Genomic DNA, 16,169 nt, shown 5'->3' with positions numbered 1-16,169 from the left:
TACGGTGCATGAACGCTACCGTTAACGTTCACGGAATCGAGGTCGCATGCAGTCGCTGAGCCGTGCCCTCACCGTCCTGGCCGAGCTCAATCGCGAGGACCGCCCGTACGGCGTCACCGAGCTGGCCGGCACCGTCGGCCTGCACAAGAGCACCGTGCACCGGATCCTGGCGACGTTCTGCGCGCACGGCCTGGCCGCTCGCGTGGACGATCACCGCTACACCGCCCGGGACGGTCTCGCCGGACTGCGGGCCACGCCGCGCCGGCCCGGTCCCGAGCAGGCGCTGGCCGAGCTGGGCGCCCGCCTCGGCCGCCTGGTGGTGCTGGCCAAACCGCTGCCGAAGTCTGCCGGCACCGTGCTGCAGGTCGCCGCCGTCGCCGGCGCCGACGCTGCACCCGGCCCGTCGCTCGGAGCACTGACCGTGCGGCCCGGCCATGCGGTGTCGCTGCACCGCAGTGCCCTCGGCCGTGCCTACCTGTCCGCGCTGCCGGCTTCTCAGGTGAACGCAGCGCCCGAGTTGCTCGATGCGCTGCAGCGGATCCGGGTGACCGGCTTCGCGCAGAATTCCCGGCCCGTCGCGTCGCTGCCCCGGATGGTCGCCGTACCGGTCCGGGCGCGGGACGGCTCGTGTGCCGGCGCCCTGGGTGCGGAGCTGATTCAGCAGGGTTCGGTCGACGAGGTCCGGCGCGTGGTCTCTGCCTTGAGGAACGGCGTCTGATGGGGGCGTACGTCGTCCGGCGGCTGTTCTTCTCGCTCTTCGTGTTGTGGGGCGCGGTCACGATCGTCTTCGTCGTACTGCGGCTGGTGCCCGGCGACCCGGCGTACATCATGCTCGGGCCGGACGCCGACCAGGCACAGGTGGACGCGTTACGCGCTCAGCTCGGGCTCGACCAGCCGCTGATCCAGCAGTACGCGACGTACCTGGCGAACGTCGTGCACCTGGACTTCGGCGAGTCGTTCCGGCTGAACGCGGACTCGATGAGCCTCGTCCTGCAACGGGTTCCGGCCACGATCCAGCTCGCGACCACGGCCTTGCTGCTGTCGCTGTTGATCGGTCTGCCGCTCGGTGTCGTCGCGGCGTTGCGGGCGCACAGCTGGGTGGACCGGACGATCTCGGTGTTCTCGCTGATGGGGCAGTCGACACCGTCGTTCTGGCTCGGCATCGTGCTGATCCTGGTGTTCGCCCGCGGGCTGAAGGTGTTGCCGAGCGCGGGGTCGGGGACGTGGTCGCATCTGGTGCTGCCGACGATCACGCTCGCGCTGCCGTTCCTCGCGATCCTGGTCCGGTTGACCCGCAGCGGTCTGCTCGAGGTCGTGCACGAGGGCTACGTGCAGACCGCGCGGGCGAAAGGGCTCGGCGAAGGCATCGTGATCTTGGTGCACGCGCTGCGGAACGCGCTGATCCCGATCGTGACCGTGGTCGGCCTGCAGTTCGGTGCGTTGCTCGGCGGCACGGTGATCGTCGAGACGGTGTTCGCCTGGCCGGGAGTCGGGCGGCTGCTGATCGACTCGATCGGCCGTCGCGACTACGGCGTCGTCCAGGCCTCGATCTTGCTGGTGGCAACGATCTTCGTGGTGATCAATCTGCTCGTCGACCTTCTCTACGGCTTCCTGGACCCGCGGGTCCGTCTGGCGGGTGACTGACTGTGACTGTCGAGCTTTCCGTGACCGCTCCGCCGGCGGTCACCCGCCGCCGGAGCAGGGCCGGATCGGCCCGGATCAGGTTCGGGTTCGCGGTGATCGCGGTGTACGTCGTGGCCGCGGCGATCGGGCCGTGGCTGTTCCGGTTCGACCCGGTCGCGACCCGGACCGCGGACCGGTTGAAGCCGCCGTTCAGCCGGCTGTCGGACGGGTCGTACGCGATCTTCGGCACCGACCAGGTCGGGCAGGACCTGTTCGCCCAGATGTTGCAAGGGGCAAGGATCTCGATCGCGGTCGGGCTGGCCACCCTCGTGCTCGCCGGAACGGTCGGGGTCACGATCGGTCTCGCGGCCGGGTACTTCGGCGGCTGGCTGGACGGCGTGCTGATGCGGCTCGCCGACATCCAGCTGGCGTTTCCCTCGATTCTGCTGGCGATCTTCATCGCCGCCCTGCTCGGCCCGTCCGTCGTGAATGTCGTGATCGTGCTGGCGGTGGCGAACTGGGTGACGTTCGCCCGGGTCGCCCGCGGGCAGGCGCTGGCGACCCGGCGGCGCGAGTTCGTCGACGCGTCGCGCACGCTCGGCGCCGGGACCTGGCGGCTGATCACGCGCTGCGTCCTGCCCGCCTGTGTCGCGCCGGTGCTGGTCGTGGCGACGGTCGAGATCGGGCACGTGATCCTCGCCGAGGCGTCGCTGAGCTTCCTCGGCCTGGGGACACCGGCGTCGACGCCGAGCTGGGGCGTGACGATCGCGAACGGCCGCAACTACCTGGCCGACGCGTGGTGGATCTCGACCATCCCGGGGATCGCGCTGGCGTTCCTGGTGATCTCGCTCGGCGTGCTCGGCGACGCGCTCCGCGACCGGTACGACCCGCGGCTGAGGAGTCTGTGATGGCGTTACTGAGTGTTCGCGACCTGCGGGTCGAGTTCGCCACCTCGGGCGGCGTGGTGACCGCGGTCGACGGTGCGTCGTTCGACGTCGCCCCGGGCGAGACGCTGGCACTGCTGGGGGAGTCCGGCAGCGGGAAGAGCGTCACCGCGCAGGCCGTGATGGGCATCGTGCCGAAGCCCGCCGGACGCGTGTGCGGCGGATCGATCACGTACGACGGCCGCGACCTGCTCGCCCCCGGTGTCGCCAAAGGGCTGCGCGGCCGGGAGATCGCGATGGTCTTCCAGGATCCGCTGAGCTCGCTGAACCCGGTGTTCCGGGTTGGCGCGCAGATCGGCGAGATGTTCCGCCGGCACCGTGGCGCGTCCCGCCGGGAGGCACGGGCGGCCGCGCTCGACCTGATGAAACGCGTCGGCATCCCGGCGGCGTCGAAGCGGCTGGACGACTACCCGCACCAGTTTTCCGGCGGGATGCGGCAGCGGGTGATGATCGCGATGGCGCTGGCGTTGTCGCCACGGTTGCTGATCGCGGACGAGCCGACGACCGCGCTCGACGTCACCGTGCAGGCGCAGATCATGGACCTGCTCGCCCGGTTGCAGGCCGAGGAAGGCATGTCGCTGGTCCTCATCACCCACGACCTGGGCGTCGTGGCCGGCGTCGCGGACCGGGTGATCCTGATGTACGCCGGACGCGTCGTCGAGAGCGGCCCGCTCCGCGAGGTCTACGAGCACAGCGGGCACCCGTACACCGCCGGCCTGATGGAGTCGGTGCCCGTCATCGAGGGACCGCGCGAGCGCCTCGTTCCGATCCAGGGCTCGCCGCCGGACCTGCTGGCGCTTCCGTCCGGCTGCTCGTTCCGGCCGCGGTGCCCGTACGCCGACGCGCTCTGCGCCGACGCCGAACCCGAGCTCCGGCCGTTGCCCGGCCGACCGGCCGAACACGCGGCCGCCTGCCATCACCCGGAAGGGGCCCTCGCTCATGCCGACTGACACTGCTCCGCTGCTGTCGGTGCGCGATCTGCACACGGCCTTTCCGCTGCGGTCCGCCGTACTGCGCCGTACCGTCGGCCACATCCAGGCCGTCGCCGGGGTCTCGTTCGACATCCCGGCCGGTGGGACGCTCGGCTTGGTGGGGGAGTCGGGGTCCGGCAAGTCGACCGTCGCGCGAACGATCATCGGTTTGGAGAAGGCGCGGTCCGGGAGCATCGTGTTCGACGGCGAGGAGCTGACCTCGTTGCCGAAGGCATCGATGCGCCGGGTGCGCCGGCAATTGCAGATGATCTTCCAGGACCCGTACGCGTCGCTGAACCCGCGGGCGACCGTCGAGCAGATCGTCGCCGAGGCGTGGCAGATCCACCCGGACGTCGTACCGCGGAACCGGCATCGGTCCGAGGTTCGCGACCTGCTTGAACGGGTCGGGCTGAACCCCGATCACGCCGAGCGGTATCCGCACCAGTTCTCCGGCGGTCAGCGGCAGCGGATCGGCATCGCCCGTGCGCTCGCGCTGCGGCCGAAGCTGGTCATCTGCGACGAGGCCGTGTCTGCGCTCGACGTGTCGGTCCAGGCGCAAGTCCTCAACCTGCTCGAGGATCTGCGCCGCGACCTCGGTCTCGCGTACCTGTTCATCGCCCACGACTTGTCCGTCGTCCGGCACATTTCGGACCGGGTCGCGGTGATGTACCTCGGCCGGATCGTCGAGACCGCGACCCAGGACGAGTTGTTCACGCGACCTCTGCACCCGTACACGCAGGCGTTGCTGTCCGCCGTACCGGACCCGAAGCCGTGGGACAAGCCGCCGCGCGAACAGATCATCATCGGCGGCGACGTGCCGTCACCGGCGGATCCGCCGTCCGGGTGCCGCTTCCGGACCCGCTGCTGGAAGGCCGAGGAGCGCTGCGCCGAGGACGTTCCCGAGCTGACCACCCGACTCGACCTGCACCCCGCCGCATGTCACTTCGCGGCCGAACTCACCGGAGCCGCCCGATGACCGAACTCGTCCTTCTCCGCCACGGAGAATCGCTCTGGAACGCCGAGGAGCGATACCAGGGTCAGCAAGGTACGGGCCTCAGCGCGCGCGGCCGGCAACAGGCGAAGGCGGCCGCGGAGTACCTGCGTGCGCTGGAGATCGACGCCGTGGTGGCCAGCGACCTGCAGCGGGTGACCGAGACCTTGCAGCCGTACCTCGACGGCCGCGACCACATCGACGTACGGATCGACAAGCGCTGGCGCGAGATCGACGTCGGCACGTGGGGTGGCCGCCTGATCGCCGATGTGTACGCCGAGGAGCCCGACGTCGTCGAGGCGTTCGCGCGCGGTGCGGACATCGCGCGTGGTGGCGGGGAGACGTTCCGCCAACTGCGGGCCCGCGTGTGGGAGGCGGTGCAGGAGCTCAGCACGTCGGGCGCGCGCCGGGTGCTGGTGGGGACACATGGCGGACCGATCCGGGTCGCGGCGGCGGCCGTGCTGAACCTGCCCGCGGGCACCGAGATGTTGCTCGATCCACCTGTCAACTGCTCACTCACGACGCTGCGCGTCGACGGACTCACGTCGTACAACGTGCCGACCGGGACGGACCGATGACTTTCACCTTCGTGACCATGACCTACAACCTGTGGGCGGACTTCCATTTCGAGCAGCGCCGCGATGCGCTGACGAGCCTGTTCACGATCCGCCCGCCGGATCTGCTCGCCGTCCAGGAGTTGCGGCCGGTGACGCGCAAGCTGCTCGACGACGTCCTGCCGGCGCACGACCGTGTCGACGGTACCGCCGGCTGGGAAACGCAGAGCAACCTGTGGTGGAACCGCGACCTGTTCACCTGTCTCGAGCACGGAGCCGAGGACGTCGGCATCCTGTCGCCCGACGCGAACCTGTTCTGGGTCCGGCTGCGCACCCCGGACGGCACCGAACTCGTCTTCAGTACGGCGCACCTGACCTGGCCGGGGCACCCGGACGAGCGGACCGATCACGTCAACCGCCGGGTCACGCAGGCCCGCGCGATCGCGGAAGAGCTCGAACGACTGGCCGGCGACGGCGCCTGCCTGTTCACGGTCGACATCAACGACATCGGCCCACCGCAGTGGGAGCTCGGCAACGCCGGGTTCCTGGACAGTTTCACCGCCCTCGGCCGGCACTCCCCGGTGACCCACCCGGTGGTGCCGACGGTCGCGACCGGCCCGATCGGGACCCGGTTGTCGCCGCTCGCCTCACCTCCCAAGGCGATCGACTGGATCTTCGCCCGCGGCCCGCTCGCCGCCCGGTCCAGCGAGGTCGTCGACTTCTTTCACGACGGCCGCGCCCCCTCCGACCACCACCCGGTCGTCGCCACCTACACGCTCTGAGGAGAACCCCTGTGTTGAGGAAGCGATTCGCGGCGGCCGTCGCCGTCGCCGCACTGGCCGCCGTGGCCGCGTGCTCACCTGCCAGCGAACCGGGCGACGGCGGCGAACAGGTCCTGCGGTACGCGCCGGCGATGTTCCCGGTGTCGCTGGACACCCACAAGTACGCCGGTGAGGAAGCGGTGCAGACCGCGATCCAGCAGATCATGGAGCCGCTGGTCCGGGTCGAGGACGGCAAGATCGTCCCGGTGCTGGCCACCTCCTGGGAGAACCCGGACCCGAACACCTGGGTGTTCAAGCTGCGCACCGAGGTGAAGTTCTCCGACGGTACGCCGTTCACCGCGAAGGACGTGGTGGCGTCGTACGAACGGCACAAGAAGCTCGACGGTCCGCTGGTCCCGCTGTACTCGACCGTGACGTCGTTCACGGCCACCGACGACCACACCGTGACCGTGAAGACCAGCAAGCCGCTCGGCACGCTGCTGAGCTCGCTGACGTTGCTGTTCATCGGGCCGGCCGCCAAGGTCGACACCGACGGGTTCTTCAACAAGCCGATCGGCACCGGGCCGTTCACGGTCACGGCGTTCCAGCCCGACGAGAAGCTCGAGCTGGCCGCGAACCCGTCGTACTGGGACGGTGAACCGAAGCTGTCCAAGCTCGAGTTCGTCAACATCCCGGAGGTGGCCGGGCGGATCACCGGATTGCAGAACGGCGAGGTCGACGTACTGACCCAGATCCCGCCGGACCAGGTTGGTTCGGTCAAGGGCAGCGACGCGATCACGTACTCGACCACGCCGAGCTGGACGTACTACTTCGACTGGTTCAACCACAACCGCAAGCCGTTCAACGACAAGCGCGTCCGGCAGGCGATGTGGTACGCGCTCAACCTGGAAGGCACCGTGAAGGACCTGTACGGCGACCTCGCGTCGGTCGCGCAGGCACCGCTGGCGCAGGGCGTGATCGGTGCGCCGAAGCTGTCGCCGTACGCCTACGACCCGGCGAAGGCGAAGCAACTGCTGACCGAGGCCGGCTATCCGAACGGGTTCAGCACGTCGATGCAGTGGCCGCTCGAAGGCGGGCCGAACATCCGGGCGCTCGCGCAGGCGATGATCTCGGACTGGGCGAAGGTCGGCGTCACGGTCAAGCCGCTGGAGAAGGAGCGCGCGCAGTGGCTCGAGGACTTCGGCAAGCTCAACTGGGACATGAACCTGCAGACCAACGTGACCGGCACTGGTGACGCCGACTACACGCTGGCCCGGCTGTACGTCTGCTCCGCCAAGCGGAACGGGTACTGCAACACCGCGCTCGACAAGCTGCTGCTCGACGCGCGGTCGTCGGTCGACCAGAACGAGCGGCCGAAGCTGTACCAGCAGGCCGGGCAGATCCTGTGGGACGACGCGGTCGGCATCTTCCCGGCCGACCTCGCGTCGAACGCGGCCGTGCGGTCGCGGGTGCAGGACTTCGTGATGCCGCCGAGCGGCCGCCCGCTGTTCGCGAAGGTGAGTGTCTCCGGGAGCTGAACCTCCAGGTATGCAGAACCCCCGGTTCGGGCGCGTTGAAACGCTCGAATCGGGGGTTCTGCATACCTGGAGGGACAGCCTTCGATTCCGGCGCCCCTGGTGCGGAAGGCTGGGCCGGCGTGGACGTAACGTACGTAACCTCGGAGGTTTACCAGTGACGTGAGAGGATCACCCGCGTGACAGCCTTGCCGAGTGTTTCGTACTCCATCACCGTTCGCCTCGAGGTGCCCGCGGGTGGCTCGACGGTCAGCAAGCTGACGACCGCGGTCGAGCAGGCCGGCGGTCTGGTCACCGCGCTCGACGTCACCGCGTCCGGACACGAGCGACTGCGGATCGACGTCACCTGCGCCGCGGCCGACACCGAGCACGCCGGCCGCCTGGTCGAGGCGATGCGCGCCGTCCCGGGCGTCGAGATCGGCCGGGTCTCGGACCGGACCTTCCTGATGCACCTCGGCGGGAAGATCCAGATGGAGGCCAAGCACCCGATCCGAAACCGCGACGACCTGTCGATGATCTACACGCCCGGTGTCGCGCGAGTCTGCCTGGCGATCGCGAACAACCCCGACGACGCCCGGCGGCTGACCATCAAGCGCAACAGCATCGCGGTCGTCACCGACGGCTCGGCGGTGCTCGGCCTGGGCAATATCGGACCGAAGGCCGCGCTGCCGGTGATGGAGGGCAAGGCGGCGCTGTTCAAGCGGTTCGCCGGGATCGACGCGTGGCCGCTGTGCCTGGACACCCAGGACCCGGACGAGATCGTCTCGATCGTGAAGGCGATCGCGCCCGGCTTCGCGGGCATCAACCTCGAGGACATCTCCGCGCCACGCTGCTTCGAGATCGAGGCCCGGCTGCGCGAGGAGCTCGACATCCCGGTGTTCCACGACGACCAGCACGGTACGGCGGTCGTCGTGCTGGCGGCGCTCTACAACGCGTTGCGCGTGGTGGGCAAGGACATCAGCGCCGTGCGGGTGGTGCTGTCCGGCGCGGGCGCGGCCGGTACGGCGATCCTCAAGCTGCTGCTCGCGGCCGGGGTGAAGGACACCTGCGTTGCCGACATCGGCGGCGTCATCCACCCGGATCGCGACGGGCTGTCGCCGGAGCTGCGCTGGATCGCGGAGAACACCAACGCCGCGAAGTACAGCGGCGACCTGAAGGGCGCGCTGAACGGCGCCGACGTGTTCATCGGAGTGTCCGCGCCGAACCTGCTCACCGGCGACGACATCGCCACGATGAACGACGACGCGATCGTGTTCGCGCTGGCGAACCCGGTGCCCGAGGTCGACCCGGTCGACGCCGGTGAGCACGCGGCCGTGGTCGCCACCGGCCGGAGCGACTTCCCGAACCAGATCAACAACGTGCTGGTCTTCCCGGGCGTCTTCCGCGGTCTGCTCGACGCGCAGTCGTCCAAGGTCACGGTCGACATGGAACTCGCGGCCGCGCGCGCCCTGGCCGGTGTCGTCACCGACGACGAGCTGAACGCGGCGTACATCGTGCCGAGCGTCTTCCACCCGGAGGTGCACACGATGGTGGCGCATGCCGTCCGCGACGCGGCCGGCGGCAAGGCGCCGGCACACGAGACCTATCCGGACGACTCGCCGGCCCTGTGACGGTCACGACCGAACCCCGCACCGGCGGGCGCGTGCGGATCTGGGTGTGGCGGATCGCCTTCGTCGCGGCGGTGGCGCTGCAGCTGTACGGCGTCTACGCGCCGCAGGAGGCCGGTCCGAACGTCGGCCTCCCGCAGATCGACAAGGTCGCGCACCTGTTCCTGTTCGCGGCGGTCGCGTTCACCGGGACCAAGGCCGGCGTACCGGTTCGCTGGTTGCTCGGGGCACTGGTCGCGCACGCGGCGGTCAGCGAACTCGTCCAGCACTGGTTCCTGCCGCGGCGCGACGGCGACCCGTTCGACTCGCTCGCGGACCTGGCCGGAGTCGCACTCGGCGGCTGGATGGGCTGGTGGACGGCCCGCCGTAGGCCATGATGGAGGTATGACGGTCTCGACCCTGACCGGTTCGCTGCTGGTGGCGACCCCGTTGCTCGACGAGCCGCCCTTCCGCCGTTCGGTGATCCTGCTGCTGGACCACGACGACGACGGCGCACTCGGGGTGGTGGTGAACCGCGCCGCCGACCTGTCCGTCGACCAGGTGCTGCCGAACTGGTCGGCCACGGTCGACGAGCCCGGGGTGTTGTTCATGGGCGGACCAGTGGGAACCGACAGTGCGCTCGCGGTCGCGGAGGTGATCGACGCCGACGACCCGCCCGGCTGGCGGGAGTGCTTCGGTCGGATCGGCCTGGTCGACCTGGACGTGCCGCCCGCGCTGCTGGAGGGTGCGATCACCCGGATGCGCATCTTCGCCGGCTACGCCGGCTGGTCCAGCGGTCAGCTCGAGGGCGAGATCGCCGAAGGCGCGTGGTACGTCGTCGAGTCCGAGGCCGAAGACGTCTTCGGCCACGAACCGGAAACCCTCTGGCGCCGCGTCCTGCGCCGCCAGACCGACCAGATGGCCTTCGTGGCGACCTACCCCGACGACCCCACCATGAACTGATCCGCGCGCTGTGAGCCGGGTGGGTTACTCGTCTCCGTCGCCCTCGCCCGGGTTGAGGGACTCCCAGATCTCCTTGCACTCCGGGCAGACCGGGAAGCGCTGCGGGTCGCGGCTCGGCACCCAGACCTTGCCGCACAGGGCGACGACCGGCGTGCCCATCACCATCGCCTCGGTCAGCTTGTCCTTCGGCACGTAGTGCGAGAACCGCTCGTGATCGCCGGGCTCGGCCGGTGCCGTCTGCGTCCGCTCGTCGACAACCGTCTCCGCGCCGGGGGTCAGCTGAGTGCTCATACCCCCGAGTGTAGGACGCCTGACCAGCAGACCAGGAACTTTTCCACAGACCGGGGACTCCCGGTCCAGGCCGGGGCTCGTCGATGGGACGTTGCTGGTGACGCCTGCGCCGGTGCCGCGCCACCAGATCGTGCTGGCCGGCGTGTACCGGACGCTGTTCGCGGCCTGCCCACCGGAGCTCCTGGTGCTGTTCGCGCCGGTCGACGTCGTGCTCGCCGATGACACCGTCTTCGAGCCAGATCTGCTGGTCGCGCCCCGGGACGCCTTCACCGAGCGGCACCTGCCCGGTCCGCCGCTGCTGGCGGTGGAGGTGCTGTCGCCGAGCACCCGCCGGGTCGATCTGATGCTCAAGTTCTCGCGGTACGAGGCGGCCGGCTGCCCGGCGTACTGGGTGGTGGACTCCGACACGCCGAGCCTGATCGCCTGGGAGTTGCAGGACGGCGCATACGTGCAGGTCGCGAAGGTGACCGGTGACGAAGCGGCGCGGCTGACGAGTCCGTTCGATGTCAGCGTGGTGCCCGCCGATCTGATCTCGTGATCGATGTCGGGTAACCTTCCTGCCCGGCACACTGTCGACCTTCGGGGGAGTAGCTGTCTGTGGATTCGCACGTGCCGGCCAACCCAGCGGTTCTGCCACCGGCCTATCCGGATCGGGCCGCCTGGGGGACCGCAAGCAAGCTGCGAGCCTGGCAGGCCGAGGCGCTCCAGCTGTACCTGGACAAGAGCCCGCGGGACTTCCTCGCGGTCGCGACACCCGGCGCCGGTAAGACGACGTTCGCGCTCACCGTGGCCGCAGAGCTGCTGCAGCGACGGCAGATCGAGCGGGTCACCGTGGTGACCCCGACCGAGCACCTCAAGGTGCAGTGGGCCGACGCCGCGGACCGCGCGGGGATCTCGATCGACCCCGCGTTCGCCGGGCGGCGCGGGAAGACCAACAAGGACTTCCAGGGCGTCGCGGTGACCTATGCCGGCGTCGCGGTGAACCCGCTGGCGTTCCGGGTCCGGACCGAGCGGTTCAAGACCCTGGTGATCCTGGACGAGGTGCACCACGGCGGCGACGCGCTGAGCTGGGGCGACGGTGTCCGGGAGGCGTTCGAGCCCGCGACGCGCCGGTTGTGCCTGACCGGCACACCGTTCCGCAGCGACGACAACCCGATCCCGTTCGTGACCTACGAGGAGGGTTCGGACGGCGTCGCCCGGAGCAAGGCCGACTACACGTACGGGTACGGGCACGCGTTGCGCGATCACGTCGTCCGCCCAGTCATCTTCATGTCGTACTCGGGCGAGATGCGTTGGCGGACCAAGGCCGGGGACGAGGTCGCGGCGCGGCTGGGCGAACCACTGACCAAGGACCTGACCGCGCAGGCGCTGCGCACCGCGCTCGACCCGAACGGCGAGTGGATGCAGGCCGTGCTCGCGGCCGCGGACAAGCGCCTGACCGAGGTGCGGCGACACATGCCCGACGCCGGCGCACTGGTGATCTCGGGCGACCAGAACACGGCCCGTGCGTATGCGAAGACGCTGCGCGAGATCACCGGCGAGGCGCCGACCGTCGTACTGTCCGACGAGAAGGCGGCGAGCAAGAAGATCGCGAAGTTCTCCGAGGACAACTCGCGGTGGATGGTCGCCGTCCGGATGGTGTCCGAGGGCGTCGACGTCCCGCGGCTCGCGGTCGGCGTGTATGCCACGCCGACGTCGACGCCGCTGTTCTTCGCGCAGGCAGTCGGGCGGTTCGTCCGGGCGCGGCGCCGCGGTGAGACCGCGTCGGTGTTCGTGCCGTCGGTGACGCGGCTGCTCGGGTTCGCCGCGGAGATGGAGGTTGAGCGGGATCACGTGCTCGGCCGGAAGAACAGTTCCGAGGACGGCGACATCTTCGCGCTCGAGGACGACCTGCTGAAGCAGGCGAACCAGAGCGAGGGCGCCAGCGACGAGCTCGAGGGCGCGTTCGAGGCGCTCGGGTCGGACGCGAGCTTCGACCGGGTGGTGTTCGACGGCGGCGACTACGGCACAGGCGGTGAGAACGCGTCCGACGAGGAGCTGGACTTCCTCGGGCTGCCCGGTCTGCTCGAGCCCGACCAGGTCCGTGAGCTCCTCCACAAGCGCCAGCAGAAGTCGCTCGCCGCGCAGAAGAAGTCCAAGCGCACGAGCGACCGCGAGGACCCAACCCCGACCGAGCTCGCCACCCACGAGCAGATCGCCCTCCTCCGCCGCGAACTCAACGGCCTGGTCGCCGCCTGGCACCACCGCACCGGCCAGCCGCACGGCGTCATCCACAACGACCTTCGCCGCAAACTGGGCGGTCCCCCCGCGGCCCACGCCTCCTCCGAGCAACTCAAAGACCGCATCAACTTGATCCGGGACTGGGCCACGCAACGCCAAGCCTGACCTCCGCGCGGCACCTCGCGCCCGGACGTCACAGCTCACCCCGCGACTCACCCCGGGACTCACCGGTCGTGGGTCACCTCGTCACGCGTGGGTGATGAGGTGTTGACGTGGTGTGGTGGGTGCTGCAAGCTTCAGGCTACTGGTGCGCAAGAAATTGGCAGAGTGTTGCAATTCTTGCTGTGCCGCGTACCTCCCGCCGCCCCTTGATGGAGGACCCACGTGATGCATCGACAAAGATTTCTCCGGCTCGTGCTGGTTGGGCTGATGGTTGCCGTCGGGTTGGTGGTTGCGCCCACCGCGATGGCTGCCGAGCTGAGCAAGACCTTGACGGCCAGCAGTTCGCACGGTGAGTACCCGGCTGCCAATGCCGGCGACGGCAATCAGAGCACCTACTGGGAGAGTGCGAACAACGCGTTCCCGCAGTGGCTGCAAGCGGACCTCGGCACGTCGCGGGACGTCAACCAGGTCACGCTGAAACTCCCGCCGGCGTGGGAGTCGCGCCAGCAGACCATCTCCGTGCAAGGCAGCGCGAACGGTTCGCAGTACAGCACCCTGGTGAGCGGTACGGCGTACACCTTCAGCGGCACCAACGTCGTCACGATCGACTTCGCCGAGACCTCGGTGCGGTACGTCCGGCTGACGTTCACCGCGAATACGGGCTGGCCGGCCGCGCAGCTCTCGGAGTTCTCACTGACCGGGCCTGGTGGCGGGTCGGAGGAGCCTCCGGACGGGACCGATCTCGCCGGCGGCAAGCCCATCGAGGCGTCGAGTTCCGTGCACAGCTTCGTCGCGACGAACGCCAACGACGGCAACACCGGTACGTACTGGGAGTCGAACGGCTTCCCGGCCACGCTGACCGTGAAGCTCGACTCGAACGCCGACCTCACCGACGTGGTCGTGAAGCTCAACCCGGACCCGATCTGGGGTCCGCGTACGCAGAGCATCGAGGTGCTCGGCCGTGAGCAGTCCGCGACCACGTTCACCTCGGTGGTCGCGCGGCAGGACTACCAGTTCAGCCCGTCGGGCAACCAGAACACAGTCACGATCCCCGTCACCGGCCGGTACGCCGACCTGCGGCTGCAGGTCTTCGGCAACACCGGCGCCCCGGGCGGCCAGGTCGCCGAACTACAGGTGTTCGGTACGGCGGCGCCCAACCCCGACCTCGTCGTGACGAACGTCAACTGGTCGCCGACCGACCCGAGCGAGTCGACACCGATCACCCTGTCCGCGACCGTGAAGAACAACGGCTCCGCGCCCGCCCCGGCCAGCAGCCTGAATTTCCTCCTCGACGGCACGGTCGCCGGCACCGCAGCGGTCCAGGCACTCGCCGCCGGCGCCTCCGCCACTGTCACCGCGAGCGCCGGCACGCGTCCGCAAGGCAGCTACACCGTCACCGCGGTCGCCGACCCCGCGAATGCGGTCGTCGAGCAGGACGACACCAACAACACCTTCCAAGCGGCCGGCAAACTCACCGTCGGCCAGGCGCCCGGACCCGATCTCCAGGTCACCGGCATCACGCCCAGCCCCGCCAACCCGGCGCCCGGCACGCAGGTCTCGTTCACGGTTGCCGTCAACAACCGCGGTACGACGTCCGCCGCCGCGAGCGTCACGCGACTCGTGGTCGGTTCCACCACGCTCAACGGCAGCACCCCGTCGATCGCGGCCGGTGCCACCGCCAACGTCGCGATTTCCGGCACCTGGACGGCGGGCAACGGCGGCGCCACCCTCACGGCCACGGCCGATGCGGGCAACGCCGTTGACGAGACCAATGAGACGAACAACGTGCTGACGAAGGCGATCGTGGTCGGTCGCGGTGCCGCCGTACCGTTCACGTCGTACGAGGCCGAGAGCGGCAACTACAGCGGCACGCTGCTGACCGCGGACGCGAAGCGGACCTTCGGGCACACGAACTTCGCCACCGAGTCGTCCGGCCGGCAGTCGGTCCGGCTGAACTCGACCGGGCAGTTCGTCGAGTTCACCTCGACCGTACCGACGAACTCGATCGTGGTCCGCAACTCGATCCCCGACTCCGCCGACGGACAGGGGCTGCAGGCAACGATCAGCCTGTACGTCAACGGCACCTTCAAGCAGAAGCTCGACCTGAGCAGCCGGCACAGCTGGCTCTACGGCAACACCGATTCCCCCGAAGGGCTCACCAACACCCCGGGCGGTGATGCGCGCCGGCTGTTCGACGAGGCGCATGCGCTGCTCGGTACGTCGTACCCGGCCGGTACCACGTTCCGCCTGCAGCGCGATGCCGGTGACACAGCGTCGTACTACATCATCGACCTGGTCGACCTCGAGCAGGTCGCGCCGCCGCTGAGCCAGCCGGCCGGGTGTACGTCGATCACGCAGTACGGCGCCGTACCGAACGACGGGATCGACGACGCGGACGCCATCCAGCGGGCCGTGACCGACGACCAGAACGGTGTGATCAGCTGCGTCTGGATCCCCGAGGGGCAGTGGCGGCAGGAGAAGAAGGTCCTCACCGACGACCCGTTGAACCGCGGTCAGTTCAACCAGGTCGGGATCCGCGACGCCACGATCCGCGGCGCCGGCATGTGGTACTCGCAGCTGTACTCGACGATCGAGCCGCAGAACGCGGGCGGTATCAACCACCCGCACGAAGGCAACTTCGGCTTCGACATCGACCACAACGTCCAGCTCAGCGACCTCGCGATCTTCGGCTCCGGCCGGATCCGCGGCGGCGACGGGAACGCCGAGGGCGGGGTCGCGCTGAACGGCCGGTTCGGCACCGGCACCAAGATCAGCAACGTCTGGATCGAGCATTCGAACGTCGGCGTCTGGGTCGGTCGTGACTACGACAACATCCCCGAGCTGTGGGGTCCGGGCGACGGGCTCGAGTTCAGCGGGATGCGGATCCGGGACACCTACGCCGACGGCATCAACTTCGCCAACGGCACCCGGAACTCGAAGGTCTTCAACTCGTCGTTCCGGACCACCGGCGACGACGCGCTCGCGGTCTGGGCGAGCAAGTACGTGAAGGACCAGTCGGTCGACATCGGCCACGACAACGTGTTCACCAGCAACACGATCGCGCTGCCGTGGCGGGCGAACGGCGTCGCGATCTACGGCGGCTACGGCAACCGGATCGAGAACAACCTGATCTCCGACACGATGAACTACCCGGGCATCATGCTCGCCACCGACCACGACCCGCTGCCGTTCTCCGGGACGACGACGATCGCGAACAACGCGCTGTACCGGTGCGGCGGGGTGTTCTGGGGCGAGGCCCAGGAGTTCGGGGCGATCACCTTGTTCGCGGCGAACCTGCCGATCCCGGGGGTGACGATCCGCGACACCGAGATCCACGACTCGACCTACGACGGCATCCAGTTCAAGACCGGCGGCGGCGAGCTGCCGAACGTGGCCATCAGCAACGTCCGCATCGACAAGTCCAACAACGGCTCCGGCATCCTGGCCATGTCCGGCGCCCGCGGCAGTGCCACCCTGACCAACGTCACCATCACGAATTCCCGCGACGGCGACATCCTCCGCGAACCCGGCACCACCTTCACCATCACCGGCCAGTAGCCTGCGGCCC

At 69.2% G+C, this 16,169-nt stretch carries 15 protein-coding genes; 14 read left to right on the top strand and 1 reads right to left on the bottom strand.

The window, feature by feature from the left end; translation table 11 throughout:
- The first annotated feature begins 46 nt into the window (after nucleotides 1-46).
- From AB0B82_RS05790 to AB0B82_RS05740, 11 genes are all read left to right on the top strand, one after another.
- Nucleotides 47-718, top strand: coding sequence for a helix-turn-helix domain-containing protein (locus AB0B82_RS05790; protein WP_360163020.1), 672 nt, complete (start codon nucleotides 47-49; stop codon nucleotides 716-718).
- Nucleotides 718-1,644: a nickel ABC transporter permease gene (nikB, locus tag AB0B82_RS05785; protein WP_360163017.1), complete on the top strand. Its 927-nt coding sequence runs from the start codon at nucleotides 718-720 to the stop codon at nucleotides 1,642-1,644. Before AB0B82_RS05790 ends, nikB begins: the two co-directional genes overlap by 1 nt.
- Before the next feature lie 2 nt (nucleotides 1,645-1,646).
- Nucleotides 1,647-2,531 (top strand): ABC transporter permease, encoded by an 885-nt coding sequence (locus AB0B82_RS05780; protein ID WP_360163014.1) that lies wholly within the window; start codon nucleotides 1,647-1,649, stop codon nucleotides 2,529-2,531.
- Entirely contained in the window at nucleotides 2,531-3,517 is a 987-nt protein-coding gene (locus AB0B82_RS05775) for an ABC transporter ATP-binding protein (RefSeq protein WP_360163011.1), read from the top strand. Before AB0B82_RS05780 ends, AB0B82_RS05775 begins: the two co-directional genes overlap by 1 nt.
- Nucleotides 3,507-4,514 carry an oligopeptide/dipeptide ABC transporter ATP-binding protein gene (locus AB0B82_RS05770; RefSeq protein WP_360163008.1) on the top strand — a complete coding sequence of 336 codons (1,008 nt, stop codon included), beginning with the start codon at nucleotides 3,507-3,509 and terminating at the stop codon, nucleotides 4,512-4,514. The genes AB0B82_RS05775 and AB0B82_RS05770 overlap by 11 nt, the downstream gene beginning before the upstream one ends.
- The gene (locus tag AB0B82_RS05765) at nucleotides 4,511-5,107 is read left to right on the top strand and encodes a histidine phosphatase family protein (RefSeq protein WP_360163005.1); all 597 of its coding nucleotides are present in this window, start codon (nucleotides 4,511-4,513) and stop codon (nucleotides 5,105-5,107) included. Before AB0B82_RS05770 ends, AB0B82_RS05765 begins: the two co-directional genes overlap by 4 nt.
- Complete coding sequence (locus AB0B82_RS05760) at nucleotides 5,104-5,865, top strand: hypothetical protein (RefSeq protein ID WP_360163002.1); 762 nt, start codon at nucleotides 5,104-5,106, stop codon at nucleotides 5,863-5,865. Before AB0B82_RS05765 ends, AB0B82_RS05760 begins: the two co-directional genes overlap by 4 nt.
- An 11-nt stretch (nucleotides 5,866-5,876) precedes the next feature.
- On the top strand, nucleotides 5,877-7,382 hold the full coding sequence (locus AB0B82_RS05755) for an ABC transporter substrate-binding protein (protein ID WP_360162999.1): 1,506 nt from the start codon (nucleotides 5,877-5,879) through the stop codon (nucleotides 7,380-7,382).
- 176 nt (nucleotides 7,383-7,558) lie between these two features.
- A complete protein-coding gene (locus tag AB0B82_RS05750; protein WP_360162996.1) occupies nucleotides 7,559-8,989 on the top strand; it encodes an NAD-dependent malic enzyme in 1,431 nt (476 codons plus the stop codon).
- Nucleotides 8,986-9,363 (top strand): VanZ family protein, encoded by a 378-nt coding sequence (locus AB0B82_RS05745; RefSeq protein ID WP_360162993.1) that lies wholly within the window; start codon nucleotides 8,986-8,988, stop codon nucleotides 9,361-9,363. Before AB0B82_RS05750 ends, AB0B82_RS05745 begins: the two co-directional genes overlap by 4 nt.
- A 7-nt stretch (nucleotides 9,364-9,370) precedes the next feature.
- Nucleotides 9,371-9,928 (top strand): YqgE/AlgH family protein, encoded by a 558-nt coding sequence (locus AB0B82_RS05740; protein ID WP_360162990.1) that lies wholly within the window; start codon nucleotides 9,371-9,373, stop codon nucleotides 9,926-9,928.
- Between the two features lie 24 nt (nucleotides 9,929-9,952).
- Here the strand turns inward: AB0B82_RS05740 and AB0B82_RS05735 are convergent, their stop codons facing one another.
- Nucleotides 9,953-10,219 (bottom strand): DUF3039 domain-containing protein, encoded by a 267-nt coding sequence (locus AB0B82_RS05735; RefSeq protein WP_360162987.1) that lies wholly within the window; start codon nucleotides 10,217-10,219, stop codon nucleotides 9,953-9,955.
- Between AB0B82_RS05735 and AB0B82_RS05730 the strand changes: the two genes are divergently transcribed.
- The 3 genes from AB0B82_RS05730 to AB0B82_RS05720 all read left to right on the top strand — a co-directional run bounded on the left by AB0B82_RS05730 (nucleotide 10,212) and on the right by AB0B82_RS05720 (nucleotide 16,159).
- Nucleotides 10,212-10,757, top strand: coding sequence for a Uma2 family endonuclease (locus tag AB0B82_RS05730; protein ID WP_360162984.1), 546 nt, complete (start codon nucleotides 10,212-10,214; stop codon nucleotides 10,755-10,757). The genes AB0B82_RS05735 and AB0B82_RS05730 overlap by 8 nt on opposite strands.
- 71 nt (nucleotides 10,758-10,828) lie before the next feature.
- Nucleotides 10,829-12,604: a DEAD/DEAH box helicase gene (locus tag AB0B82_RS05725; RefSeq protein ID WP_360162981.1), complete on the top strand. Its 1,776-nt coding sequence runs from the start codon at nucleotides 10,829-10,831 to the stop codon at nucleotides 12,602-12,604.
- 222 nt (nucleotides 12,605-12,826) lie between these two features.
- Nucleotides 12,827-16,159: a CARDB domain-containing protein gene (locus AB0B82_RS05720; RefSeq protein ID WP_360162978.1), complete on the top strand. Its 3,333-nt coding sequence runs from the start codon at nucleotides 12,827-12,829 to the stop codon at nucleotides 16,157-16,159.
- The last annotated feature ends 10 nt before the right edge of the window (nucleotides 16,160-16,169 follow it).

The organism is Kribbella sp. NPDC048915 (genome assembly GCF_040649595.1).
GTDB lineage: Bacteria > Actinomycetota > Actinomycetes > Propionibacteriales > Kribbellaceae > Kribbella.
This window is presented reverse-complemented; position numbering and strand designations above follow the sequence as displayed.